The sequence below is a fragment of the Halomonas sp. AOP43-A1-21 genome (genome assembly GCF_052376775.1).
GTDB classification, from domain to species: domain Bacteria; phylum Pseudomonadota; class Gammaproteobacteria; order Pseudomonadales; family Halomonadaceae; genus Vreelandella; species Vreelandella colorata.
In genome coordinates this window covers 1-26,462 of the sequence record NZ_JBQSWC010000029.1, presented here as the reverse complement: position 1 = coordinate 26,462, position 26,462 = coordinate 1, and the positions used below count along the sequence as shown (strand labels likewise).

Below are 26,462 nucleotides of genomic sequence, written 5' to 3'. Positions count from 1 at the left end.
GCTCGCCGAGCGGGCGTAGGTGTGGATAACTTAAACCGTTAGGTGCTGCTTGATCAGCTCGTTGGAAAGCTCGCTGATATCACCTTTGGCCACCGGGCGGCCGCGGTCCATTATCACAAAGCGGTCGGCGTATTTGCGCGCAAAGGGCAGCTTCTGCTCGACCAGCAGCACCGTTAGGGCGTCTTCGGCAATCAGCTGGCGAATCACCTGGCCAATTTGCGCGACGATATTGGGCTGAATGCCCTCCCCCGGCTCATCCAGAATCAAGAGTTTGGGCTCGATTACCAGCGCTCGGCCAATGGCAAGCTGCTGCTGTTGCCCGCCGGATAAGTCACCGCCGCGGCGGTGCTTCATCTCCTTGAGCACTGGAAACAGTTCATAGATACGCTCGGGGATTTTTTTTAGTCCGTCGCTGCGTGCGGCAAGGCCGGTACGCAGATTCTCTTCTACGGTGAGTAGCGGAAAAATCTGCCGCCCTTGCGGTACAAAGCCAATGCCCAGCCGCGAGCGCGCTTCCACGGCTTTTTGGGTTAGCTCAACCGCTTCGCTGCTCGCCTGGTAGCGCAACTGGCCACTTTTTACCGCCACTTCGCCCATGATGGCTTTCATCAGCGTGGTTTTACCCACTCCGTTGCGGCCCATCACGCAGGTGCACTGGCCAGCGGGTACGTCCAGGTCCAGATCCCATAGCGTATGGCTTTCCCCATAAAACTGGTTGAGCTTTTCAATTGCCAGCATCAGGCAGCCTCCTCGTCGTCAGCACCCAGGTACACTTCGACTACGTTGGGGTCGCTTGAGACCTGATCCATGCTGCCTTCGGCCAGCACACTTCCTTGGTGAAGCACGGTCACCTTGCGGGCAATTGAGCGCACAAAACCCATATCGTGTTCCACGACGACCACCGACTGCTTACCCGCCAAACCGGTCAGCAGTTCGGCTGTACGCTCCATTTCCTGCTCGGTCATCCCCGCGACCGGCTCATCCACCAGCAGCAAGCGAGGGCGCTGCATCAGCAGCATGCCAATTTCCAGCCACTGTTTTTGACCATGAGAGAGGATCCCGGCGGGCTGATAGCGCAGTGGCACCAAGCCGATGGTTTGCAGCACTTCGTCGATGCGGTCCTTGATTTCGCCGGTCATGCGCGCCGTTAGCGTGGGCAATATTCGTTTGTCAGTCGCCATGGCAAGCTCCAGGTTTTCAAACACGCTTAGCGCTTCAAACACCGTGGGCTTTTGAAACTTGCGCCCGATGCCGAGGCTCGCGATCTCCGGCTCGTTCATATGAAGCAAATTATGGCGGCTGCCGAACCAAACGCTGCCCTCGGTGGGCCGCGTCTTGCCGGTGATGATATCCATCATGGTGGTTTTACCCGCGCCATTGGGGCCGATAATGCAGCGCAGTTCGCCGTCATCGATGGTCAAGTTGAGGTTGTTGATCGCCTTGAAGCCATCAAAGCTTACCGTGACGTCTTCCATATACAGAATCGGGCCATGGCGAACATCAACTGGCGAGGCGTCTGGCGCCATAAAGTCAAACACCCGGTCGCGGGCTTTGAGTGATTGCAGCAAACTCATACGATAGCCTCCTGAGTACCCGCGCTGTCTGATGTAGCGGCACGGCGGCGCTTACGCAGAAGCCCCGCCACGCCTTTGGGTAGAAATACCGTCACGAGAACAAACATCGCGCCCAGGGCAAACAGCCAGGCATCGGGCATTACCCCGGTAAAGATGGTCTTGGCGTAGTTGACTAAAATCGCACCGATGACCGCGCCATACAGGGTGGCCCGCCCGCCAAGTGCAACCCAGAGTACGATTTCGATGGAGAACAGCGGGGAGAACTCGCTGGGGTTAATGATGCCCACCTGAGGCACGTAAAGCGCACCGGCCAGCCCCGCGATCATCGCGGAAACCACAAACACAAACAGCTGAAAGCGCTCCACCCGGTAGCCGATAAAGCGCGTACGCGCTTCAGCATCCCGTGTGGCCACACACACCCGGCCCAGCTTGCTGGAAACAATCGCCCGGCACAGGATATAGCTCAGCGCGAGTGCGACGCCGGTGGCCAGGAAAAGCCCCAGACGTGTGTCGTTGCTGCGTAGGTTAAAGCCTAAAATCTCGCGAAAATCGGTCAGGCCGTTGTTGCCGCCAAAGCCCATTTCGTTACGAAAGAACGCCAGCATCAGCGCAAAGGTAAGCGCCTGGGTAATAATTGAGAGATACACCCCGGTAACCCGCGAGCGAAACGCCAGAAAGCCGAACACCAGTGCCAGAAGCCCCGGCGCCAGCAGCACCATGGCAAACGAGAACCAGGCCATATCAAAGCCCTGCCAGTACCAGGGCAGGCTGTCCCAGCTCAGGAAAACCATGAAATCCGGCAGCTCCGGGTGGCCGTAGGTGCCCCGGTCACCAATCTGGCGCATCAGGTACATGCCCATGGCATAGCCTCCAATGGCAAAAAATGCGCCGTGGCCCAGGCTTAAAATGCCCAGATAACCCCACACCAGATCCACCGCAACGGCAAGCAGCGCATAGCTTAAGTACTTGCCGAACAGGTTAACCGTGTAGGCGTTAACGTGCAGCGGGCTACCTTGAGGCACCACGGTATGCAGCACCGTGACGAGCAGCAGCGCAGCCAACAACACGCCCAGGAAAATCTGCGTGGCGCGCTCGCCAAACGGGCGGGTGAGCCAAAACTGGCTTGATGGTGACGGGGTTGTTGAAAGTGACGGTTTTGAAAAAGATCGTGTCATCATGGGTTAGCCCTCCGCAGCCCGGCCCTTCTGCGGGAAGAGTCCACGCGGGCGTTTTTGAATAAACAGGATGATAAACACCAGTACGATAATCTTGGCCAGCACCGCGCCCGCCCAGGGCTCCAGCACCTGGTTGATCACGCCCAGCGACAGCCCGGCCACCAGCGTCCCCCACAGATTGCCCACACCGCCGAATACCACCACCATGAACGAATCGATGATGTAGTTCTGGCCGAGGTTCGGCCCCACGTTGGTGAGCTGGGAAAGCGCGACCCCGGCAAGCCCGGCAACCCCCGAACCCAGCGCAAACGTCATGATATCCACACGTGTCGCACGGATGCCCATGGAGCGTGCCATGGCGCGGTTCTGGGTCACGGCACGCACTTCAAGCCCCAGGCGCGTGCGGCGCATAATCAGCATCAACGCGGCGAAAACGACCAAGGCAAAGATGAGCACCACCATGCGGTTAATGGTTAGCGACAGCGCATCGTTGATCACCAGCGAGCCGCTCATCCACTCAGGGGTAATCACCGTGCGGTTAAGCGGTGAGATGCCGGTGCGTACCAGCTGCTGCAGAATCAGGCTGATACCGAAAGTGGCGAGCAGCGTTTCCAGCGGGCGGCCTTTCAGAAACTGAATAACGCTGCGCTCAATCGCGACACCCACGAGGGCGGCGACCAGAAAGCCGGCCGGGATGGATAGCACCAGCGCCAGCCCCGGCTGGCCGGGCAATAGCTGCTGCATCATCCAGGTAGTGTAAGCACCCAGCATCATCAGCTCGCCGTGGGCCATGTTGATCACACCCATCACGCCAAAGGTAATCGCCAGACCAATGGCGGCCAGTACCAGTACCGACCCCAGGCTCAAGCCAAAGTAGAGCGTTTCAACCCCACGGTTGATTTTCAGGTTCTGTTCCACGCTGACAAGCGCGGCGCGGGCGGCATCCGCAACTACCGGGTCGTCGCCATTGGCTGCGCGGTTCAGAGCCACCCGAGCACGGGGATGCAGGCTGCCGGTAAGCGCCTCGACGCCGGCCATTTCTCCCTGCTCGGCGCGATAAATCGCCACCGCCTGGCTTAGCCGGGTGCGCACCTGACTATCGTCTTCTTCCAGTATCAGTTCATTGATCGGTTCGACCAGCTCGCTGTCCACTTCGCCCAGCAGTCGAGCGGCGGAGGTGCGGCGGCGTTCCAGATTGGGCGAGTAGAGATCCACCACGGCAATCGCACTGCGCAGCTGGTTACGCAGGGCGTTATTGATGCCCACGCGGTCCAGATCGCGACGTGACATTTCACCCAGCGGTTCATTCGTCAAGGCGTCTGCCACCGGCCACTCGCGGCCACTGTTATCGAGTACGACAACAAATTGACCATCGTCGGCACGCTGCAAGCGGCCATCCAGCAGGGCCTGCAGCCAATCACGGGCGCGCTCGTCGTCGCTTTGTAAAATGGCGGTGATGGCCTCGCCTTTATCGCGGTAAGAATCAACATCCAGTGCGTCAAGAAGCGCAAGCGCAGCGGTATCATTAGGTGAGGAATTGGCGGTGTTTGTTTGTGCCTGCGCGGTGAGGGTGACCCCCAACAGCAGGCAGCAGAGCATCGCCAAGGAAAGGAAACGCCTCATAGGGTTCTTCCTTTGGTTATCCAGGTGAGAAGGTAGCGTGCTCCTTGCCGCGCCGGGGCGCGGCAAGGGAGATGTTTTAGCGCAGTTAATTACTCGGCGAGTGCCGCTTCGGCTTCTTCAGCGGCGGTGCTGCCACCGCACGAGCCGTTCACGACGTTAAAGTTGCCGCACTCCATGGGCTTGCGCCAATCGGCAATCAGATCACGCGAGCCGGGCAGGTAATCAGACCAGGCATCACCCGCTACCGTTGAGGGCGTTTGCCAAACGATGTCGAACTGGCCATTGTCCTGAATTTCACCAATCAGCACTGGCTTGGTGATGTGGTGGTTAGGCATCATCGCCGCATAGCCACCGGAAAGGTTGGGTACGGTCACACCGATGATGGCGTCTTTTACCGAATCGACATCGGTAGTACCCGCTTTACGCACCGCTTCGGCCCACATGTTGAAGCCAATGTAGTGCGCTTCCATGGGGTCATTGGTGACGGTTTCTTCGTCGCCGGTGTAATCGATCCAGGCGTCGATAAAGTCGTAGTTATCGTCGTTATCGACGCTCATAAAGTAGTTCCAGGCAGCCAAGTGGCCCACCAGCGGGCCGGTATCAATACCGGTAAGCTCTTGCTCGCCAACCGAGAAGGCGATAACCGGAATATCGGCGGCGTCGATCCCCTGGTTAGAAAGCTCGGTATAAAACGGCACGTTGGCATCACCGTTAATCGTCGAAATCACGGCGGTCGGTTTGCCCTCTTCACCAAAACGACGGATTTCTGACACGATATTCTGCCAATCGGAGTGGCCGAACGGTGTGTAGTTGACCATGATGTCTTCTTGCGCAATACCGTGCTCATCCTTAAGGAAGGCTTCGAGGATACGGTTAGTGGTGCGCGGATAAACGTAGTCGGTACCGATCAGCGCAAAGCGCTCAATGCCGACTTCATTGATCAGATATTCAACGGCAGGAATGGCCTGCTGATTAGGCGCCGCCCCGGTGTAGAACACGTTTTCTGATGACTCTTCGCCCTCATACTGCACCGGGTAGAACAGCAGGCCGTTTAACTCTTCGACCACCGGCAGCACGGCCTTACGCGATACCGACGTCCAGTTACCGAAAATGACATCAACCTCTTCCTGGGCCAGCAGTTCACGGGCACGTTCGGCAAACAGCGGCCAGTTAGAGGCCGGATCAACCACTACCGCCTCCAGTTGGCGGCCCAACAAGCCCCCAGCGTCATTTTGCTGCTCAATCAGCATCTCGACCGTATCCTTGAGAACGGTTTCACTGATCGCCATGGTGCCGGACAGAGAGTGCAGGATACCGACCTTGATCGGGTCGTCGTTCTGATCGCCGCTTTGGGCAATGGCCTGGGCGCTTGCACCCATCACTGCGGCGGCCAGTAGAGAAGTAATAAAACGGCGAGAAAGGACATTGTGATGTTGTATGGCCACTTGAATCTCCTTGCACCCTTTATAGCTGGGGCTTGTTATGAGGGCTTCGCGACCGAGCTGACTGCCATTACGCGTGATTATTATGGGTACGGCATCGACTCGGTACGTCCACGAGGACTTAGCCACTAGCATTTGCAAGGGGTGCGCCACATTGAAACAAAAGCTAGTATTAACTTTTAAATCAATTGCTTGGATATATTTAAAAAGCTACCATTCTGATCTTTTGCACTGCGGTAGCGCGTCCATGCATTTGCGGCGCACACTTCTTATGCACCAGGACGACGCTTTGCACCAACAGTGCACGTTAAGGCTTCAGATACAAAAAAACGCCCTAGGAAACTCCAGGGCGTTTTGGATTAGAGCTTGAAAGAGCACTTAAAGAAGTACCCAAAAAGTACTTAAAAAAGCACTAAAAAATGCTTATTCGGCAGCCGCTGCCGCCCGCTTACGACGCTTTTTCAACAGCGGTAAGCCAAGCGACAGTAACGCGATTACCAACAGCGAGAGTGAAATCGGCTTATCAATAAACGTCGTCCAGTCACCGCCGGAGATCTGCAGCGCACGGCGCATGGACTCTTCCATGATATTGCCCAGAATCAACGCCAGGATCAGCGGGGCCGCCGGGAAGCCAAACAGGCGCATGCCCAGGCCCAGCAGGCCAAAGCCCAACAGCAGCAGCAGGTCAAACACGCTAAAGCTCATGCCGTAAACGCCGATCATGCAGAAGATTAGAATCAGCGACAGCAGCAGCGGCTTGGGGAGGTCGAGAATTTTGGCAATCAGCGGAATCAGCGGCAGGTTCAAGACCAGCAGGAAGATGTTGCCGATATACATACTGGCTACCACGCCCCAAAACACGTCCGGGCGTTGCTCAAGCATCATCGGGCCAGGTGTAACGCCCATCACCAACAGCGCGCCCAGCAGTACCGCCGTGGTGCCCGAACCCGGTACACCCAACGTCAATAATGGTACAAATGAGCCGGTACACGCCGCATTGTTGGCGGCTTCAGGAGCTGCCACCCCTTTAATGTTGCCCTGACCGAAGGTATTACCATCTTTGGCAATACGCTTTTCCATGCTGTAGCCCAGAAACGAGCCAATAGTGGCGCCAGCACCAGGCAAAACGCCGGTGAAAAAGCCCAGTACCGAACTGCGGCCAACCGGTCCGGCGATCTCTTTCACTTCAGAACGGGTTAGTTTTAGCGAGCCAATCGCATTGCGTGGCGTCTCTTTACCGCCCCCGCCACGCAGCAGCATGTAGAACACCTCAGCGAGCGCAAAAATACCCAGCGCGACCACCAGGAAATCAATGCCGTCAAGCAACTGCGCCGAACCAAAGGTAAAGCGCTCAGTACCAGTTTGCATATCGATGCCGACAATCGAGATCATTACCCCGACAACCGCGGCGATTAAGCCTTTTACCAGCGACTTATCAGACAGCGACACAACGGCGGTCAGGCCCAATACCATCAGGGCAAAATATTCAGCCGGACCAAAGCTAACCGCCACCTTGGAGAGCAACGGAGCCACCAGCATCAAGAAAATGACCGACACCGTGCCGCCCACAAAAGATGAATAGGCGGCTATGGCAAGCGCTTTACCCGCCAGCCCTTTCTTGGCCATGGGATAGCCGTCAAACGAAGTAGCCACCGTGCCCGCCACCCCTGGCGCATTAAGCAGGATGGATGACGTGGAGCCACCGAAAATAGCCCCGTAATAAACTCCCGCCATGAGAATCAAGCCAGAAGATGGCTCCATGGCAAAGGTAATCGGAATCATCAAGGCAAGTGCACTGATGGGGCCTAACCCCGGCAGCATGCCAATAATCGTGCCAGCAAACACGCCGGCAAAAACGTAAGCGATATTGATCGGCTCAAGCGCGATGCCAAAGCCGTACATAAGATTATTCAAGGCATCCATGAGAGTTACCCTCTTAAAGACCTGCTAAAACGGCTTGTTTAGAAAGGCAAAACGCCCGTCGGTAGATACACATCCATGACCCGTGTCATGGTGAGATAGAGGGCTAATACCACTCCCAACGACGTGGCAATGTTGACTATTAGGCGGCGATAGCCGTAGTAGGCAGTCAACCCTACGCATAGCAGCGTGGAAGCCAGGACAAATCCTAACGGCACTAGTAGCAGCGCATACGCTGCAATCGCCAGTGACGTGACAATAACGCGCGCCCAAGGCGTCAGCAGCAGCGGGCCCTGAGTGGCTTCTTCGTCAATCTCATCTGCGCCGGCTATCGCGCCAGGTTTTTCAAAAAACAGAAAGGCCGCCAGCAGCAGCAGAGCGACACCTAATACCTTGGGGAACAGGTCAGAATCGACCGGGCGTGGCAACGGAAACGTAGGCACTTGCCACGCCATGGCCAAATAGGCAGCAGCGAAGAGCGCCAGTACCACCGCCAGCCACTGGTTGGTATTCAATTTAGTCATTGGAATTCTCCGGGAGCACACGCCCAGTCGTTTCGGACAGGGACGTCACGAACAGACGCACCCAGCGGCACATTGGCCGCTGGGATAACACAGCATTGCTCTATAGGGTGTTTATTGGCGCAGCAGGCCAAGGTCGCTCAGCACGCTGCTGAACTGCTCTTGCTGCTCATCAAGGAAGACACCAAATTCTTCGCTGTTCTGATAGGCATCGATCCAACCTAACTGGTCGCTTGCCTGACGCCAGGCATCGGTTTCGAGCATTTCAGCGAACAGATCTTCGTAGTAGGCAACTGCTTCTTCGGGCATATCCGGGGTGCCCATCACGCCACGCCAGATGTCGAAGGTGTAATCGATACCTTGTTCCTGGTAGGTCGGCACGTCAGCTAATCCACCGCCCAGACGCTCTTCGGAAGATACGCCCAGGGCGCGCAGTTGACTGCCCTCACCCAGTTGGCCCACCGACTCACCCGCACCGGTAATGACCGCTTCAATATGCCCGCCCATCAGGTTGGTCATGGCATCGCCACCGCCTGAGAACGGAATATAGTTAATGCTTGAAGCATCAAGGCCAGCTGCCGAAGCAAGGCCTGCGACAGAAATATGATCCATCGAGCCCGGCGCACTGCCGCCGCCCACGCTCAGGCGGGGATTCTCTTTGAGTGCCGCAAACAGATCGTTAAGATCCTGATATTCAGAGTCTGCGGCTACCAGAATGATCGAGTAATCGGTATTGATGCGTGCCACCGGGGTGAAGTCGGTGTGATCGTAGCGCGACGCACCGGCAAGCGGAACCAGAATCACTGGTGGGCTAGTAGCAAACAGTTTGTGTGGGTTACCGCTATCACGAGCGATTTGCGCCCAGGCCACCGCACCACCACCGCCAGGTACGTTGATTGCGGCAAAGTTCTTGTCAGCCAGTTCTTCTTGCTGAATAACACGCGACATGGTGCGCACCAGCGTATCCCAGCCGCCACCCGGGTTGGCGGGGGCAACGAACTCAATCGATTTGCTCGGCGTCCACTCCTGAGCCTGGGCAGTGACACTCATACCCGCCAGAGCGGCCATCGGTAGGGCAATTACGGCTAAGCGCTTCAAGGAAAGCGAGGTCATTTGGCGTTCTCCACATATATATGTTGTTGTGTGGTCCACTGTTATTATTTCGTGGTTACGCCGCGAACGTTAGAAGAGGTCGCCCCTTGCCGACAAGTTTGTGAACATAAAGAACAAAAAGTGCATTGTGAGCGTTTTGTTCATTATGCTCACGCACTGGGTTTATAAATAGGGCTTGTAAATAGAATTTATAATGTGTCCATCCACTCCCGGCCCCGCTCAAGTAGGCGATAGCGGCGCTCGGGACGCCCCACATCGCCATAACCTAGCTCAGCAGCCACGCTCTGCTCGGCGACCAGAAATTCCAGATAGCGGCGGGCAGTCGAGCGGCTTGCGCCCATGGCTTTAGACACCTGCATCGCCGTTAGCGGCAGCGACGAGATCGTCAATGCGTCGATCACGCTGCGCAGCGTTAATCGATCAATCCCCTTGGGCAAACTGCCCACCGGCGTGCGGGGGCTGGCGTCAGGCATCAAGCGTGCCAATACTTGATCCAGCTCATCCTGGTTCATTTCATTTTGATTGGCCAGCGCTTCGCGCTCACGCTGAAAACGCATGAGCGTCTGGTGCATTCGAGAGGCTTCGATGGGCTTGATCAGGTAGTCAAAAACACCACAGCGCAGCGCTTCACCGATGGTGTCGACCTCGCGTGCAGCGGTCACCATCACGATATCCACATGCACATAGTCGCGCCGAATGGCCCATAGAAGCTCTAGCCCCTCTACATCCGGCAGATAGGCATCCAACAAGATCAAATGGATATGGTCAGCATGCTCGGCCATCAGGGCTTTGGCTTCGCTGCCATTGCGCGCCATACCCACTACGTGAAAGGCATCACTTTGCTCAATGAAGGTCTTGTGGATGTCGGCGATGCGAAAATCGTCTTCGACAACCAGAATGCCGTATTGGGTTGCAGGCATGCTCACTCCTTTTACGGGCGTCATTATTATGCTTAGGGCGCATCAGGTTCAGCGCACAGTGAGCGGTCCAGCACTGCAATAAAGCAGGCGCCGCCCAGCTCGCTCTCTTCAAGCGTTACGGCACCACCATGCTGTCGGCAAAGCCTTGCCACCAGCGCCAAGCCGATGCCGCAATGCTTGCCCGCTTTAGTAGAAAAGCCTTCCTGGAACACCGACTCGGCATGCTCGGGGAGTACGCCTGGACCATTATCCTCTACTTCAATCAGCAACTGCTCACCCAAATCAGTGAAAAACAGTCGTACGCTGGGCGCGCTGCTATTAGGGCCGTTAAGCGCGGCGTAACAGGCATTATCCAGCAGGTTACCGACCACACTCATCATGACTTCCTGCCCGGTCGGGGTCAGCGGGCAGGAGAGCGAGCTCTGCTCGTCGATCTCAAGCGTCACGCCCAGTTCACGTGCCCGGGTAAGTTTACCCAACAGTGTACCGCTGAGCACCGTATCGGCGACATTGCGCATCAAGAAACTCATCTGTGCCTGCGCCCGCTCGGTTTCCTGATGAATGAGCGCCAGCGCCTCGTCAATGCGCTCAAGCTGAAGGAGCCCGGAAATGGTATAGAGCTTATTGGAGAACTCATGGGCTTGGGCACGCAACATATCCACATCCCGGCTTGCCTGGGTGAGCGCCTGGGAAAGGTCGATGATTTCCCGACGGCTTCGAAACGTGGCCACCGCGCCTTCGATTTCTCCCTCATGCAGAATGGGCACCCGGTTAACCACCGCCGGGTGGTCACCCAGCCACATCTGCTGATCAAACTCCTGCTCGCCGTGCTTGAGCACTTCCAATAGGCGGGTGTTGGGCACCACATCCTGAATCGGCTGGCCCAGCATGACATGCTCATCGGGCAGATTGAGAAAACGTCTGGCCTGTTGATTCACAAGAGTAATATAGCCATCGCGATTAACCGCCAGGATACCCTCGTGAATGGACTGCAAGATGGCTTCTTTTTCCATTGCCAGCCGGGCGATTTCATAAGGCTCCAGGCCTAGAATCACCTTCTTAAGGTGCTGGGATAACCAATACGCACCGGCAAAGCCCAAAGCAATCATCAGCGCGACGAGCGCCCAGCCGAAGCTGGTGTAACGCGCAACATCCATCTCTACCCGGTCCATCATAAAGCCGACGGAAACGAGTCCGATAATATTGCCCTCTTCATCCCAAATCGGGGTTTTACCGCGCATAGCGGTCCCCAATGTGCCGGTCGCCTCGGACACGTAGGACTGACCATAAATAAGCGCCTGGTCGTTATCCCCGCCCACCATCGCCTCGCCAAGTCGCTCTGTGACAGGGTGTGAATAGCGAATCGACTGCGCATTGCCGACCACCACATAGCGCGCGCCAGTTTCTATACGCACTCGCTCTGCAAGTGGCTGAATGATCAGCGCCGGGTCAGGCGTGGCAAACGCATTTACAATCTGCGGCATGCCCGCCACCGTTTTTGCAACCGCCAATGCCCGCTCGCCCATCTGGTGGCTGATAATCTCTGCTTTGCGGTGATTGAGATATGTACCTTGAGCCAGTAGCATGCCGGCCAGCAGTAACCCCACCAACAGCATTACCTGCAAACGAAAGCTACGTTTATACCAGCGACGTTTCGCACGAGTACGGCGCCAGCGCTGTAATTCAGCTAAGGTACGGGGGCGGGTATCAGTCATGGCGGAACTCAAAATGCGCGACAACGTCATTATGACATGCGCAGCAAGGGGGCGTTAATCGCCATCTTTTATGTCATTCAGGGAGGCGTTGGGTGTTCAGCATATTTAAACGCGTTATTTCGTCGAACGGCTGTCTGTTTATCAGCACTACTTATTTAAGTCTTATGCTTGCCAGTCCGGCGGCCGCTAATCCTTTTTATGCGCCCCCGCCACCCACCGACGACGCACCGATTTTTAGCGGCGACGCTGAACTTGGCTTTACCCACCTTTCCGGTAACACCAATAGTCAGACGCTGATTGGCAAGTCCCGCTTGACCTGGCTGACCGGCGATTTTATACATTCGCTGCGCGGCGAGGTGCGTAACGTGAGCAAGGATGGCGAAACCAGCGCCGAGCAGTATCTGGTAGCTGGCCGCGAGCGCTATGATTTCAACGGCCCACACTACGTGTTCGGCTTTGCCCGCTGGGAGAAAGATCGCTTTGCGGGTTACGACCAGCAGCTTTCCGTGATCGGCGGTTATGGCCGCCAGCTGTTAGAAGGCTCGCGCCATTCTCTTTCGCTTGAGGCAGGCCCAGGCTACCGGAATGACCGCTTGCGCGACGCTGATAACGAACAGCTTGCGGTTGCCTATACCGCCTTGGCCTATCACTGGGGCTTTTCGGATTACGCTGATATCGAGCAGGAAATGTCGGTGGAGTACACCCAGCAAAACATCACGGGCAGATCACTGACAGCGCTCACCGCCAGGCTCAACTCGCGTATGTCGCTACGCTTGTCCCATGAAATTAAACACAATTCTCAGCCGCCGGACGACGCCAGCGAACGCACCGATAACACCACCAGCGCCTCGCTACTTTATCACTGGTAGTCAAAGCAACACTTATGTTGGCTGGCCAGCCAATATTAACACCGGCTTTGTTTTTTTCATCGCTCCAGTATGGTGCATTGCCTTGTTTTAAGCTCCCATATTTAAGCATCCAATCCAATCACGTTCGACTTTGGTCTAGTCGCACGATATACTAGCGCCAGTTTCCTGTCCTCGCGCCATTCAATGAATGGCGCTTTTTTTTTGCTGCGCTTTCCGCATTTGCGCTGTTTCCTCATGTTCCACCAAGGTGTTCTTATTGATGAACCAACCAATCTCCGATGCTGAAAGCTATAAGCATTCTTCGCTTGGCGACCCCATCGTACTCACGTTAAGCATTGGCTTTATCGTGCTTTTTCTAGCGCTTTCCTTTTACGATCTGGACCTTGTCGCTGACTCGATCAGCCAGGGTTTTGCCTGGAGCGCGCTGACCTTCGGTACCTACTTCCAGTTTCTGATGCTGTTGACGTTCTTCATCGCCATCGGGCTTGCGCTGACGCCAGCCGGCAACGCCAAGATCGGCAACCTGGATGCACCGGAACTGAGCACCTTTAAGTGGCTTTCGATCATCTTGTGTACGCTGCTGGGCGGTGGTGGTGTCTTTTTCGCCGCCGGTGAGCCGATCTATCACTTCGTGAACGTGCCGCCCACCTTCGATACCGACCCGGGTGTGGCCGCCGCAGTGCCTGGCGCGCTCGCGCAGTCGTTTACCCACTGGGGATTCGTCGGCTGGGCAATTCTGGGGTCGCTCACCGCAATCGTGCTGGCCCACGCCCACTACGTGAAAGGCCAGCCGCTGCAACCACGCACCCTGCTCTACCCGTTATTCGGTGAGCGCGTAATGCGTGGCCCGCTGGGTGGCGTCGTGGATACCTGCTGCGTATTGGCAGTGGTAGCGGGCACCGTCGGTCCGGTCGGCTTTCTGGCGACCCAGGTCAGCCATGGCCTTGAGGTGCTGTTCGGGCTGCCTAACACCTTCGTTACCCGGCTTTTGGTTCTGGCGACCCTGGGTATGGTGTACGTGCTTTCAGCGGTCAGCGGTGTACACAAGGGCATGCAGCTCTTGAGCCGCTTCAATGTCATGCTGGCGCTGGGCATCGGCGCGGTCATCTTCTTGTTCGGGCCGACGCTGTTTCTGTTCAACAGCTACTTTGCCAGCATGGGCACGTACCTGGACAACTTCTTCAAGATGGTCACCGCCACCGCGGAAACCTCGCCGGCGGATTGGATGCAGTGGTGGATCGTGTTCTTCTACGCTTGGTTCATCGCCTTTGCGCCCTTGATGGCGATCTTCGTAGCGCGCATCTCGCGCGGGCGTACCATTCGCGAGATGATTCTGGCCGTGGCGGTCATCGCCCCCATCGCCACCACGGTCTGGTTCACACTGCTGGGCGGCTCAGGCATCTACTACCAGTTGACCGGCGTGATCGAACTGACCGATGCGCTGACGAACTTTCAGTTCGATATCGCCACGCTCACCTTGGCCCAGGCGCTGCCTGGCGGTACCTGGATGGCGCTGGCAATCCTGCTGCTGACGACCATCTTCGTGGCCACCACCGGCGACTCCATGAGTTACTCCATTGCCATGGTCGGTGCGGGCCACGATGAGCCCAGCCCGTTTCTACGCGCCTTCTGGGGCGTGACCATGACGATCATGGCCGCGGTGCTGCTGGCCATGCGTGAAGGCCAGATCGCCGCACTCCAGCAATTCATCGTGATTACCGCCGTGCCGGTATCTTTGATTCTGCTGCCCTCCCTTTGGGATGGCCCGAAAGCGGCGTTCGCCATGGCCCGGGAGCAGGGCATTATTGACAGCTAGCGACTCTGGTAAATCTTTCTCATCTGAATGTGATGTGCATGGCCTTATTGTATGAGGCCATGCATTCCCACATTGAATACAAACAATGCTAATTTTAACTAGCATTTTACAGAGTTAAGCTACGCCGCTCCCCTAGTTATAAGTAACTTATGAAATTTAATTTCATGTAAATGGTGCTTTTGTAATTAGCTGACAAGCAATTCTCACTCTGACTATGAGAAAATGGAATGCATACGCAACTTAATTTCTTTTGTCTGCTGCCCCGTGTGTGTGAACAATAGCCAGTCTATTTTCCGCTCTCTTTTCCGCTTAGTCACTCTTCACTCATAAAGCGAAGACTTGATCGAGCTATGGGCGCATCTGAATTATTAAAAATAATTTTATTAGCAGGAGTTAATATGAAACCTTACCTGTCCAAGGTCTGCTGTGGCTTAAGTGCTGGTCTTTTACTAGCGGGATGTAGTAGCGACAGTAAGCCTAATATCGCTATTGGGCCTCCTGCCAGTACAACGCAAAGCGTTTCCCAACTGCTGTTTGATGCCTACGGTATAGGCAAGGACAAATACAGCACGTATCAAGAGGGCTTTGGCGCTGCACTTGATGGCGTACAAGATGGCAACATTGATATTTCGATCGGCATTCTTGGTTTGCCTTCAGGTAGTATTGAAAACCTGCAGGCTTCAAGCGGTGACGCTCGACTATTGGGTCTAAGTGACGAGGCGATCGACTACATAGAAGCCAATAGTGCCTATAAGCGTTTCACGATTCCCGCAGGTAGCTACGACTTTCAGGACCAGGATGTAGAAACCATCACGGCCTACGCTGTCTTGGTCGGCAATACCCAGACGATTGATGAAGAACTCGGCTATGAGCTGGCGCGTTTGATGCATGAACACGCTGAAGAGAATACACACGCTCAGTCAGCCTTCATGACCCTGGAAAATGCCTTGAACGGCTCTGAAGGCCTGCCGATTCATCCTGGTGCCAAGCGCTACTATGAGGAGCAAGGGCTGACGGTCGATAACCCCGTGGCAGAGCTTGGTGATATCGAACCGAAAAGTGAATTCGTTCTGGGCACCGGTAGCCAAGGCGGTACTTATTACCCACTGGGTGGCGAAATGGCGACTATCTGGAATCGTTACCTGGATGGCCAGAATTTTACCAATATCGAAACCGGTGCCTCCATCGAGAACCTGGTCAGCATCCGCGATAACAATATGGACCTGGGGATGACGGTTCACGCCCCGGCGCAAGACGCCGTTGCAGGCCGTGGTGAGTTCGACGGTGGTGCTATCGATAACGTCGCATTCATCGGGCATATCTACCCGGAAGTCATCCAGATTGTCACTCGTGACCGCTCCGAGATCGAAAGTCTGGGCGACCTGGCCAATTAATTTGTGATCCCTTCCCGCCGCTGGGTAAACCAGCGGCGTCATCCGCATGAGGCTTAAACGTGGATAAAAAAAAAACTCCTGACGAAGCATCGCTATTAGAGAAATATGATCGCGAGTCGCAGATACGCTCGCCGCTCCAATTAGGCAAATGGGCTTGGCTCATTACCCTGATGGGCGTATCCCTCACCTGCTTCCATCTATACACCGCGTATTTCGGCACGCTTCCTTCGCAGCAGCAAGGCGCGGTTCACCTCGGCATGGCCCTTGGGATGATATTCATCCTATTTCCTGCCACACGTGGCACTGGCCCTCGCCATGGTGTTCCCTGGTACGACATCGTACTGGCCTTCGCGGCAACCTTTGCAGCCTATTATAAAATCATTTTTTATGAAGAGGTGCTGCGCGCCCGGATTACCGGCTACTCTACGTTTGATCTCACCATAGCCGTGCTCGGCGTACTGTTTGTTCTGGAGGCAACCCGCCGTACCGTTGGCATGCCCATTGTCATCATGGCTACGTTAGCGATTCTATACGCGCTGTTTGGCAACTTGATTCCGAGTCCTTTACTCTCGCATCCGGGTTTTGCCCTTGAGCAGATCTCGCCATATTTATGGTTTAGAGAAAGCGGGGTATTTGGCACACCGCTGCAAATATCGGCGCGCTTTATCTTCCTGTTTCTATTCTTCGGCGTGGTATTGATGCATACCGGCGTGGGCCGCTTCTTTAACGATCTGGCGTTTGCTGCCACCGGCCGTTTTACCGGCGGAGCAGGGAAAGCAGCCGTCATGGCAAGCTCACTACAAGGCATGATTTCCGGAAGCTCAATCGGTAATACCGTTGCCTCGGGCTCGTTCACTATCCCGATGATGAAGAATGCTCGCTTCCAGCCTGAAGTCGCAGGCGCCATTGAAGCCTCAGCCTCAACCGGCGGGCAAATCATGCCGCCGCTGATGGGGGCGGCTGCCTTCATCATGGTGGAGTATGTGGGGGTCTCTTACCGGGAGATCATGTTTGCCGCGTTGATTCCGGCCATTCTCTATTTCACCGGTATTTTTATTGGCGTCCACTTTGAAGCCAAGCGCCACCGTATCCTGGGGCTTCCCAAGGACCAGTTGCCCAGCAAGCGTAAACTGCTGCTGGAAAAAGGCTACATGCTGTTGCCGCTGCTGGTTATCGTGACCACGATCAGCATCGGGTTTACGGCTCAGCGGGCGGCCTTGCTGGGTATCGCCTGTGCCTTTGCGGTGAGCCTGGTGCGTAAAGAGACGCGACCTACCTTGAAAGGCGTTCTCAATATCTTTGAACAGGGGGCTCGCGTGGCCTTGCCGGTCATTGCCGCCGTCGCGTGTGCAGGCATCATTGCAGGCGTCGTGGGCATGACCGGCATGGGGGCGAAATTTGCAGCCGGTATCATCAGTCTAGCAGACGGCGTGTTGATACTTGCCCTGCTGTTCACCATGGTCGCCTGCATTGTGCTGGGCATGGGCCTACCCACCACGGCCAACTATGTGGTGACGGCCACCATCGCGGCACCAGCGCTGATCAACGAGTTTGGCCTGCCCCCCATGGCAGTACACCTGTTCGTGTTTTATTTCGGCATCATCGCGGATATCACCCCGCCAGTGTGCTTGGCGGCCTTTGCCGGCGCAGGCATCGCTCAGGCTAATCCGATGAAGACCGGCTTTACCGCCGTTAAATTGGCCATAGGGGCCTTTATCATCCCCTACGCATTTATCTATAATCCTATGCTGGTATTGGTCGACCCGACACCGATTGGGTTGATCAGTGCGTTGGCCTTCTCACTACTCGGCATCATGGGCGTCAGCAGCGCATTACTGGGTTACTTTATTCGCGACTCCCACGTATGGGAGCGTCTAGTGCTCTTGGCCGCCGGGCTTGCCATGGTCGTCCCTGAACTAATGACCAGCGGCTTAGGACTGATTGCCATGGCAGCCATTGGCTGGTGGCAGTCACGTCGAAAGGATGCTTTCCAGGATGCTCAGCCACTCGCTTCATGAGTTATGATCACCTCAACATTACCCCGGTGCTTGGCTGCCGGGGTGATTCACAGGTTATCAGGAGCATCCCCCTTGGCCTCACGCAACCTTCCTTCAACCGCCGCCATGCAGTGTTTCGAGGCGGCGGCGCGCCATATGAGCTTTACCCGGGCGGCCGATGAGTTAAGCCTGACCCAGAGTGCGGTCAGCAAGCAGGTCGCCCACCTTGAATCTACGCTGCAGCATAAGCTGTTTCGCCGCGTAAGACGCACGCTTGTGCTGACACCAGAGGGCGCCATCTTCTTAAGCGACGTACGCAAGGTACTCGCCCAGATAGAGATGTCGACTCACGCCATCATGACTTATAGCGGCAATAGCGAAGTGCTTAAAGTGGCCACTTTGCCAAGCTTTGGCAGCCGTTGGCTAGCGGACAAGCTGCCCCCCTTTTTAGCTGCAAACCCGGGCATTAGCCTGGAATTTCACGACAGGGTTGAAGACTTTGCCCTTGAACAACAAGATATCGATATTGCGCTGTTTTATGGTCACGGTAGTTGGCCTAATCTTGCTTGCCATAAACTGGTAGATGAGGAGATGGTCGCGGTTGCCGCTCCATCGCTTCTGGCTCAACACCCTATCCATACTGCGAGTGACTTGGCCCAGCTGCAACTACTTCACCTTTCTACCCGCCCGGATGCCTGGCACCACTGGTTTGCAGGACAACAGATCACCACTGATCGCAGCTACCACGGCACTCGTTTTGAAACCTTCCCCATGCTGGTACGCACCGCCATGGCAGGTGGGGGCGTTGCTTTAGTGCCACACTTTACCGTGGATGAAGAGTTGGCCGCCGAGCGCCTTGTACTCGCCTGGCCGCATCGGTTATACAGCGAGAGCGCGTATTATCTTGTTTACCCTGAGCACCTGGGTGAACTGGGTAAAGTACGCCGCTTCGTCGAGCACATTACGGCCAGTGCCGCTATTAATCCAAACGCTGGCAAATCCACTCGATAAAAACGCGTACTTTATAAAGTTCCGTCATATGTTCTGGATATGCCATGTAGTAAGCATCCTTGCTTTTTAACGAGAATTGCCAAGGAATAATCAGTTTGCCTTCGTCAAGCTCTTCTTGAGCTAGAAATTTCGGTACCAGCGCCACACCGCAGCCCGCACGCGCTGCGCGTAATGCCATATAAAACGTATCAAATCGCGGGCCGTGATAACTGTGTTCCGTATAGAGCGACTGCGCGTCGAACCATTCGTGCCACGCCTCGGGGCGAGTGGACACCTGTAATAACACCAAACCAGTTAGTGCCAAGGGGGTATCCACTCCCTTTTGCTTAATCGTCGAAGGTGCACAAACAGGAACCAGCTCCTCGTCCAATAGTTTAATGCACTCCGCCCTCGGCCATACCCCGTGGCCAAAAAAGAAAGCCACTTCAATACGCTCTTTTTGCATATCGAATGGCTCTGAGCGATTGGAAATATTGAGATTGATAGAGGGGTGCTGATGGCGAAACCCATTCAACCGTGGGATTAGCCAACGTGCTCCAAAGGTTGGCAAAGTTGCCACATTGAGCACGTCTGATTCCACCCCGTACGACTGCATATAGCGTGTCGACATCTCTACCTGAGCCAAAATTTTACGCGCCTCACCTAGGTACACAGCACCTTCCGGCGTCAGGTGAAGGCGCTTTCTCACTCGCCGAAACAAAGGGTGTAGCAAAGTAGTTTCAAGTTGCGCGACCTGCTTACTTACCGCGCTTTGCGTCAGGCTTAATTCATCTGCCGCACGAGTAAAGCTAAGGTGCCGTGCAGCTGCCTCAAAACAGTGCAAAGCCGTTAAAGACGGCAAATGATTACGGCGCATGCCAACCCCACTTAATGAAAAAAAAGAATGATATTTTTCTTAATCATCGTTTGAACGCTTGCTCAAAGCCTAGCAATACTGGCATCACATCCATGCGATTCAAAACATAATACGAGGTATAAGAATGATTCATTCTCTAATGGAAAAAATGGGCGTGGCAACTCATCAATATCAAGGCGGAGATCTTGTGGTGACCACGCCAGTCGATGGCAGTGAAATTGGACGCCTAAAAGTGGCCTCACAAAGCGAAGTGGATACAGCGATTGCCAACGCAGAAGAAGCCTTTCTTGCCTGGAGAAGTGTTCCTGCTCCCCGCCGCGGCGAGCTAGTTCGTTTATTCGGCGATCAACTACGCCAGCATAAAGAAGCACTGGGTGAACTAGTAACATGGGAGTGCGGCAAGATTTTGCAGGAAGGGCTTGGCGAAGTGCAGGAAATGATCGATATCTGCGACCTTGCCGTTGGTCAGTCACGACAACTGTTCGGTCTGACCATCGCTTCCGAGCGACCAGGCCACCATATGCGTGAAAGCTGGCATCCCCTAGGTCCGATTGGACTGATTACGGCCTTCAATTTTCCGGTAGCTCCTTGGGCATGGAATGCTGCACTCGCCCTGGTTTGTGGCAACAGTTTGCTTTGGAAGCCATCAGAAAAAACCCCCTTAACCGCACTAGCCTGTCAGGCACTACTGGATCGCGCTATTGAGCAGTTTGGTGACGATGCTCCCAAGCACCTAAGCCAAGTGATTATTGGCGAGCGAGAAGCTGGTGAGCAGTTGGTGGATGACCCTCGTATTGCTCTTATCAGTGCCACTGGCAGCACGCGCATGGGCCGTGAAGTAGGTCCCAAGGTGGCAGCACGTTTTGGCCGTAGCATTCTTGAGCTGGGCGGTAATAACGCCATGGTGCTCGCCCCAAGCGCGGACCTGGATATGGCAACCCGTGCAATTCTGTTTTCAGCAGTAGGCACTGCTGGCCAGCGGTGCACTACCCTGCGCCGCCTGGTTGTGCATGAATCCATTAAAGACGAAGTGCTATCCCGACTGAAGAAGTCCTATAGCGCCGTTACCATTGGCAACCCACTTAAAGGCAATCTAGTTGGACCGCTGATCGACCACCAAGCTTTTGACGCCATGCAGAGCGTGCTGGCCAAAGCGCGCGAGCATGGCGCTGAGGTGTTTGGCGGTGATCGTGTGGAGATTGCCGGTAGCGATGCCGGCTACTACGTTGCTCCGGCGATCGTTGAGATGACCGAGCAAAATTCGCTGGTGAAACATGAAACTTTTGCCCCCATTCTGTATGTACTTACCTACAAAGAGTTGGACGAAGCAATTGCCACTAATAACGATGTTCCCCAGGGTTTGTCATCATGCATTTTCACTACCGACGTACGCGAAGCTGAAACGTTCGTATCTGCGGTAGGCAGTGACTGCGGTATTGCCAACGTTAATATTGGCCCGAGCGGCGCTGAAATCGGTGGCGCCTTTGGCGGCGAGAAAGAAACCGGTGGCGGCCGCGAATCAGGGTCTGACGTTTGGAAAAGCTATATGCGTCGCCAGACAAACACCGTCAATTACTCTCGAGAACTGCCTTTGGCTCAAGGAATTAAGTTCGACTAAACCTCTCGCTATTGAGGGCCCTCACTTGTCGGGCCCTCACGATAAAATAAAAAGAAGGTGATTTATGCGTGACGATGTCCAAATCGGCCCGACGCCGGGTTTAGTGATGGCAATATTACCGCTCCTTGCCACCACTGCTATTTTGATTTTGCAGTTTTTTGTTTTCTCAGACTTCACCCCCCACATCCCATTGGCTTTCGGCATTATGATTTGCGCGCTTTGTGGGCGCATTCGCGGCGTACCCTGGCAAAGAATGGAAAACTCGATGCTTGAGGTAGTCAAACTAGGTATACCTGCGATTTTTATTCTCATGGCAGTTGGCATGGTTATCGGCACTTGGATTCTTTCTGGCACGGTACCAACGCTGATGTACTATGGCTTCCAACTTGTCTCCCCATCGTATTTTCTCGTTGCTACCTGCTTGGTAAGTGCTTTGGTATCACTTGCTACAGGCACCTCCTGGGGAACTATCGGCACCCTTGGGCTCGCCCTAATGGGGATCGGAGAGGGCCTCGGCATTCCCATGTATTTGACCGGTGGGGCATTGGTATCCGGCGCGTTCTTTGGCGATAAAATGTCGCCTTTGTCAGAAACCACCAATTTAACGCCAGCTGTGTGTGAGACAGATTTATGGACGCACATACGCAGCATGATGGCGACTACCGTGCCGGCCATGTTGATAGCACTTATTTTGTATATCTGGCTGGGTGCCAGCTATGGCGGACAGTTCGAGCACAGCACCGATATAGCCACATTTCGTCAAGCTTTGGACGACACTTTTACCCTTTCCTGGGTAACCCTGATTCCACCGTGTGTCGTTATCGCCCTGGCACTTGCCAAGTTTCCACCCTTCCCCACTATTTTCACCGGGGCAGCGCTAGGCGGGCTGGTTGCGATTGGCGTTCAGGGAGAAACCCTGCACGCAGTATTTGATGCCATGCAAAATGGCTTTAGCAGTAACACTGGCAATACCGCGATTGATGCTCTGTTAAGCAGTGGTGGCGTACTCTCAATGACGTGGGTCGTTACTTTAACGTTCTTTGCCTTAGGTTTTGCTGGCATGCTGGAGGCCTATGGCACCGTAGATGCAATTATTAAACAGTTGATGCGCTTGATTAAAGGGCGCTTTAGCCTGATCGCAACAAGTTCGGGCACCACCCTTGCGGTCAGCACCATCATCGGGGATGTCTATACCACGCTAGTACTGCCAGGCCGCTTACTGAAAGGGCAATATCAAGCGATGGGTTATAAAACATCAACGCTTTCACGCGCGATCGAGGATAACGGCACACTTTCATCTCCCTTGATTCCCTGGAATATGGGCGGCGGTTTTGTGGCATCCACCATCGGTGTCCCCACCTTGGCATATGCGCCTTTCGCTTTTGCTTGCTGGTTATCTCCCTTGTTCGGCCTACTTTGGGGGTTAACCGGCCGTTTTATTCCCCACGAGGATGCCGCCGCCCCCTCCAAAACGACGCTCTCCTCTCAACCAACAGCGTAACAAACAAGGTCGGCCCTTGAGCCGGCCTGCGCTTTTTTCAGGAGATATTATAAAATGCAAACCGCCCTCTCCGAGCGCTGCCTTTGGCTGCAAACAAGCACAGAAGAGCCTTTCCAATACCCGTCACTCGGCCACCATGAAGAAGCGACTGTCTGCGTGGTGGGCGGAGGTATAACAGGCCTTTCCACAGCGCTTCATTTGGCAGAAAAAGGTATCAAAACGACGCTATTAGAGGCAGGGGATATCCCCAGCGGTGGGTCAGGGCGCAATGTTGGCTTAGTCAATGCAGGGCTTTGGATTCCACCCGACGATATCGTAGCCGCTCTGGGTGCAGAGAAAGGCGAGCGTGCGAATACCGTGCTGGGCGGTGCTCCCGCCAAAGTGTTCGAGACTATTGAACGTTACGGCATTCAGTGTGACCCGACACGAGAAGGCACACTTCATCTTGGCCATAATGCCAAAGGAGGCCAAGAGCTTGAACGTCGCCGGGATCAGCTACAAAACCGTGGCGCCCCCGTTACCTTATTAACCGGTGACGCCTGCGAGCAGATCACCGGGACAGCAAAAATTAAAGCGGCGCTGCTGGATAAGCGGGCAGGCACGCTAAACCCCTGCGCTTATACACGTGGGCTTGCCCGTGCCGCTCATAATCTGGGGGCTACGCTTTACTGCCAAAGCGGTGTTACGGGCATTGAGCGACAAGGAGACCGTTGGCGCGTATTGACTCACAACGGTAGCGTAACGGCCGATAAAGTCGTCATAGCCACAAATGCTTACACAGAAGATGCCTGGAACCAGGTTCGCAAACATTTTTTTATTGGTCACTACTACCAGCTTGCTTCAGAACCGCTAAGCGGTGATGCTGCCGATGCAATTCTTCCCGAGCGCCAAGGCGCCTGGGATACCCGTACCGTGCTAAGTAGCATACGCCGTGATAAGGAGGGCCGGCTGCTGCTTGGCAGTCTGGGTAAGGGCGAAGGTAAGCCACTTAGTTATCTTAGTTGCTGGGCGGATACCATTCAGAATCATTACTTCCCAGCGCTTGGCAAAGTACGTTGGGACTACACATGGACGGGTAAGATCGCGTTTACGCCTGACCATACGCTGCGCCTGTTTGAGCCAGCCCCCGGCATTCTAGCAGCGACAGGCTATAACGGGCGTGGTGTGACTACGGGTACCGTTGTGGGTGAAGGCTTTGCCCACTACATAGCCAGTGGCGACGATAGCCTGCTGCCCCTGCCAATTTCACAGCCCAAGCAAATCAAAGCGCGCCCGCTATGGCGCTGTGCTTATGAAAGTGGCTTTGCGCTATATCATGCGGGCCAGTGCTTAAGAGTACTGATCTAATCCAAGCTACATTAGCCGTATGCGCCCTTAAGGGCGCATACTGTTAGCATGGCGCCTCATACGGATGCAGTGGAGCTCATTTGGGCCAACACATGCTGTTTAGAAGCCTGTTCCCGTTCGGCATAAAGCGCCAGTTCATCGGTCACTTGAGCACCTAGCGCCTCTTCAAAAGCATCCCGATTGGCGTTACCCGCATAGGCTGCGTTCTCGCCTCCGCCTAAGTTTGACTGGAAGATACCTGCCGCACTAACCGGCAAGAAATCTTCATAGGTAATCGGTTGCGCTTCCACCAGCCCTTGAGCGATCAAGGCGTCGATATCAGCATTGACACCGCCTGAAGCGGCTTTACCGGCCTCTGTCAGGTGGTAGTGAAAGTAAGCCAGGTCTTCTCGGCGCATTGCTTCATCGCTATCAGGCATGGCGGCAAATACCTTGTCCATAACCGCCTGGTGGGCGTTGTTATCAAGCCCCGCGGCTTGTTTACGCCCTTCATTAAGCAGCTGATCGTAAAGCGCGCGCCCTTTCGGCGTGAGCGCCATGCCGCGCTGCTCGATTTCGCCAAAGCGGGCAGTATGCGTACCTTGGGCATCGCCTGCAAAGCGAATCGATTCTTCTAATGCCTTAAAGCTTGTCTGGCGGAGTAAAATGGGCGCTTCACGGCGCGGCGGGCCTTCGATGACTGCCTTCGGGTTCATGCCAACGCTTGGCATACGGCGCTGAACTTCGTCGATATCCAACGTGCGCGGCGTTAAATGGTTGATATGCGGCCCGCGAAAACACACCACATCGGCAATCAGACGGTGTTCATCGCTCAACGCCTGGTAGGTGTCCAGGTCGACCGTGGCATCCTGGTGCCAGCGGAAGGTTTCCAAGGCCTCCTTGACGAACTGATCCGCCTCTTCAGAGGTTAATCCGCCCTGGGTTTCAAAACGCTCAATAAGCTCACGAGCGGCGGGCGTGAAAATATCCCGCTTGGCCAGAATTTCTTCGGCACGCTGGCGCAGCGTCTCGCTCTCGATGAGTTCCAGACGCAGCAGCGAGGTAAAAACGCGAAACGGGTTGCAGGCCAGCGCGTCATCCTCAACCGGACGAAACGCTGTGGAGTGAACCGGCACCCCAGCTTCAGAAAGGTCGTAATAGCCCACCGGGTACATTCCCATCACGGCAAACAAGCGGCGCAGCATGGATAGCTCTTTGGCTGAGCCCACGCGAATCGCCCCGTGGCGTTCTACGCTAAGGCGCGCAAGCTCGCCCTGGGCTTCCAGGCGGCGGCGTAGCGCTGGCTGCTGGCTAAGCGTTTCCTGGTTTACCTGCTCGACCAACTCCAATAGCGTGCCGTACTGGGGCACTTCCGTTTGGTACATCACTGACATGGCTTTGGAGAAACGATCGCGGATATCATTGGTAGCTAAAAACAGTGCGTTGTTCATTTCACAGCTCTCTATGCATATTGTTACGGTGAAAGGGAATGTTCGATTTTAGTTGTGCTAATAGTGCCTGAAAGGGATGTTGTAAGCTTATATGGGAAAAGCGCTTTACCTGACTTCGGCACGAATAGCCCGTCGCCAGCAGTCTTCCCGCGTTCCCGGGGGCGTCCACCTGCGGCTGCCAGGACTGGGCATAAATCGTTTTGGACGTTTCTGCGTTACGGGTTTCATGGCCATAGGTGCCTGACATTCCACAGCAGCCCGTCGCTGCCAGCTCAAGCGTGAGCCCAAACGCGGAAAATACCTGCTGCCATGCTTTCGGGCTGCCCGGTGCATTGGTCTTCTCTGTGCAGTGAGACAGCAGCGTAAAGCCGGGGTCGCTCAGGGAAAGATGACTCTGCGCCAAGGTGTTCACCCGGGTGGCCAGCCACTCCTGAAGCATTAAGACGTCAGGCACGGCGTCGGCCCCCAGCGCTTTAACGTATTCCTGGCGGTAGGTCAGGGTCATTGCCGGGTCGATGCCCACCATGGGCACCTCAAACTCATTTAAGACGCGCAGCCGCTTGGCCTGCTTTTCTGCGGTACGTTCAAAGGCGCCTAAAAAGCCTTGCACATGCAGCGGC

Annotated in this window: 20 protein-coding genes and 1 pseudogene; 8 read left to right on the top strand and 13 right to left on the bottom strand. The window is 55.2% G+C overall.

The window, feature by feature from the left end; translation table 11 throughout:
* Nucleotides 1–30 precede the first annotated feature (30 nt).
* The 10 genes from urtE to ACT3R7_RS15350 form a co-directional block, all read right to left on the bottom strand.
* Nucleotides 31–738, bottom strand: a complete 708-nt coding sequence (gene urtE / locus ACT3R7_RS15395; protein WP_192538647.1) for an urea ABC transporter ATP-binding subunit UrtE — start codon at nt 736–738, stop codon at nt 31–33.
* Complete coding sequence (gene urtD / locus ACT3R7_RS15390) at nt 738–1,574, bottom strand: urea ABC transporter ATP-binding protein UrtD (protein ID WP_192538648.1); 837 nt, start codon at nt 1,572–1,574, stop codon at nt 738–740. Before urtD ends, urtE begins: the two co-directional genes overlap by 1 nt.
* Nucleotides 1,571–2,749, bottom strand: a complete 1,179-nt coding sequence (gene urtC / locus ACT3R7_RS15385) for an urea ABC transporter permease subunit UrtC (RefSeq protein ID WP_192538662.1) — start codon at nt 2,747–2,749, stop codon at nt 1,571–1,573. Before urtC ends, urtD begins: the two co-directional genes overlap by 4 nt.
* Nucleotides 2,750–2,755: 6 nt before the next feature.
* The gene (gene urtB / locus ACT3R7_RS15380) at nt 2,756–4,372 is read right to left on the bottom strand and encodes an urea ABC transporter permease subunit UrtB (protein WP_192538649.1); all 1,617 of its coding nucleotides are present in this window, start codon (nt 4,370–4,372) and stop codon (nt 2,756–2,758) included.
* 89 nt (nt 4,373–4,461) lie between these two features.
* Nucleotides 4,462–5,751, bottom strand: coding sequence for an urea ABC transporter substrate-binding protein (gene urtA / locus ACT3R7_RS15375; protein ID WP_225736215.1), 1,290 nt, complete (start codon nt 5,749–5,751; stop codon nt 4,462–4,464).
* A gap of 486 nt (nt 5,752–6,237) precedes the next feature.
* Complete coding sequence (locus ACT3R7_RS15370; RefSeq protein ID WP_192538651.1) at nt 6,238–7,737, bottom strand: tripartite tricarboxylate transporter permease; 1,500 nt, start codon at nt 7,735–7,737, stop codon at nt 6,238–6,240.
* Nucleotides 7,738–7,775: 38 nt separating this feature from the next.
* Nucleotides 7,776–8,258 carry a tripartite tricarboxylate transporter TctB family protein gene (locus ACT3R7_RS15365; RefSeq protein ID WP_192538652.1) on the bottom strand — a complete coding sequence of 161 codons (483 nt, stop codon included), beginning with the start codon at nt 8,256–8,258 and terminating at the stop codon, nt 7,776–7,778.
* Nucleotides 8,259–8,369: 111 nt separating this feature from the next.
* Nucleotides 8,370–9,368 carry a Bug family tripartite tricarboxylate transporter substrate binding protein gene (locus tag ACT3R7_RS15360; RefSeq protein ID WP_192538653.1) on the bottom strand — a complete coding sequence of 333 codons (999 nt, stop codon included), beginning with the start codon at nt 9,366–9,368 and terminating at the stop codon, nt 8,370–8,372.
* Between the two features lie 188 nt (nt 9,369–9,556).
* The gene (locus tag ACT3R7_RS15355; RefSeq protein WP_192538654.1) at nt 9,557–10,288 is read right to left on the bottom strand and encodes a response regulator; all 732 of its coding nucleotides are present in this window, start codon (nt 10,286–10,288) and stop codon (nt 9,557–9,559) included.
* 32 nt (nt 10,289–10,320) lie between these two features.
* A complete protein-coding gene (locus ACT3R7_RS15350) occupies nt 10,321–12,003 on the bottom strand; it encodes an ATP-binding protein (RefSeq protein WP_192538655.1) in 1,683 nt (560 codons plus the stop codon).
* Nucleotides 12,004–12,167: 164 nt separating this feature from the next.
* Here ACT3R7_RS15350 and ACT3R7_RS15345 point away from each other — a divergent pair, with 164 nt between their 5' ends.
* The 5 genes from ACT3R7_RS15345 to ACT3R7_RS15325 all read left to right on the top strand — a co-directional run bounded on the left by ACT3R7_RS15345 (nt 12,168) and on the right by ACT3R7_RS15325 (nt 19,090).
* Nucleotides 12,168–12,872 carry a DUF481 domain-containing protein gene (locus ACT3R7_RS15345; protein WP_192538663.1) on the top strand — a complete coding sequence of 235 codons (705 nt, stop codon included), beginning with the start codon at nt 12,168–12,170 and terminating at the stop codon, nt 12,870–12,872.
* A gap of 259 nt (nt 12,873–13,131) precedes the next feature.
* Nucleotides 13,132–14,688: a BCCT family transporter gene (locus tag ACT3R7_RS15340; RefSeq protein WP_192538656.1), complete on the top strand. Its 1,557-nt coding sequence runs from the start codon at nt 13,132–13,134 to the stop codon at nt 14,686–14,688.
* Nucleotides 14,689–15,086: 398 nt separating this feature from the next.
* On the top strand, nt 15,087–16,082 hold the full coding sequence (locus tag ACT3R7_RS15335; RefSeq protein WP_192538657.1) for a TAXI family TRAP transporter solute-binding subunit: 996 nt from the start codon (nt 15,087–15,089) through the stop codon (nt 16,080–16,082).
* A gap of 59 nt (nt 16,083–16,141) precedes the next feature.
* Entirely contained in the window at nt 16,142–18,100 is a 1,959-nt protein-coding gene (locus ACT3R7_RS15330) for a TRAP transporter permease (protein ID WP_496199294.1), read from the top strand.
* Between the two features lie 72 nt (nt 18,101–18,172).
* Nucleotides 18,173–19,090, top strand: coding sequence for a LysR substrate-binding domain-containing protein (locus ACT3R7_RS15325; RefSeq protein ID WP_172116943.1), 918 nt, complete (start codon nt 18,173–18,175; stop codon nt 19,088–19,090).
* Here ACT3R7_RS15325 and gcvA read toward each other — a convergent pair.
* On the bottom strand, nt 19,059–19,946 hold the full coding sequence (gcvA, locus tag ACT3R7_RS15320; RefSeq protein WP_172116942.1) for a transcriptional regulator GcvA: 888 nt from the start codon (nt 19,944–19,946) through the stop codon (nt 19,059–19,061). The genes ACT3R7_RS15325 and gcvA overlap by 32 nt on opposite strands.
* A gap of 124 nt (nt 19,947–20,070) precedes the next feature.
* Between gcvA and amaB the strand changes: the two genes are divergently transcribed.
* From amaB to amaA, 3 genes are all read left to right on the top strand, one after another.
* The gene (gene amaB, locus ACT3R7_RS15315; RefSeq protein ID WP_192538659.1) at nt 20,071–21,564 is read left to right on the top strand and encodes an L-piperidine-6-carboxylate dehydrogenase; all 1,494 of its coding nucleotides are present in this window, start codon (nt 20,071–20,073) and stop codon (nt 21,562–21,564) included.
* A 64-nt stretch (nt 21,565–21,628) separates the two neighbouring features.
* Nucleotides 21,629–23,065 carry a Na+/H+ antiporter NhaC gene (gene nhaC, locus ACT3R7_RS15310; RefSeq protein ID WP_172116940.1) on the top strand — a complete coding sequence of 479 codons (1,437 nt, stop codon included), beginning with the start codon at nt 21,629–21,631 and terminating at the stop codon, nt 23,063–23,065.
* 54 nt (nt 23,066–23,119) lie between these two features.
* Nucleotides 23,120–24,412 (top strand): L-pipecolate oxidase, encoded by a 1,293-nt coding sequence (gene amaA, locus ACT3R7_RS15305; RefSeq protein ID WP_172116939.1) that lies wholly within the window; start codon nt 23,120–23,122, stop codon nt 24,410–24,412.
* A 56-nt stretch (nt 24,413–24,468) separates the two neighbouring features.
* On the opposite strand, the gene hglS is transcribed toward amaA, so the two are convergent.
* A complete protein-coding gene (hglS, locus tag ACT3R7_RS15300) occupies nt 24,469–25,842 on the bottom strand; it encodes a 2-oxoadipate dioxygenase/decarboxylase HglS (RefSeq protein WP_192538660.1) in 1,374 nt (457 codons plus the stop codon).
* Between the two features lies 1 nt (nt 25,843).
* A pseudogene (locus ACT3R7_RS15295) lies at nt 25,844–26,462 on the bottom strand (FAD-binding oxidoreductase); the annotation flags it as partial.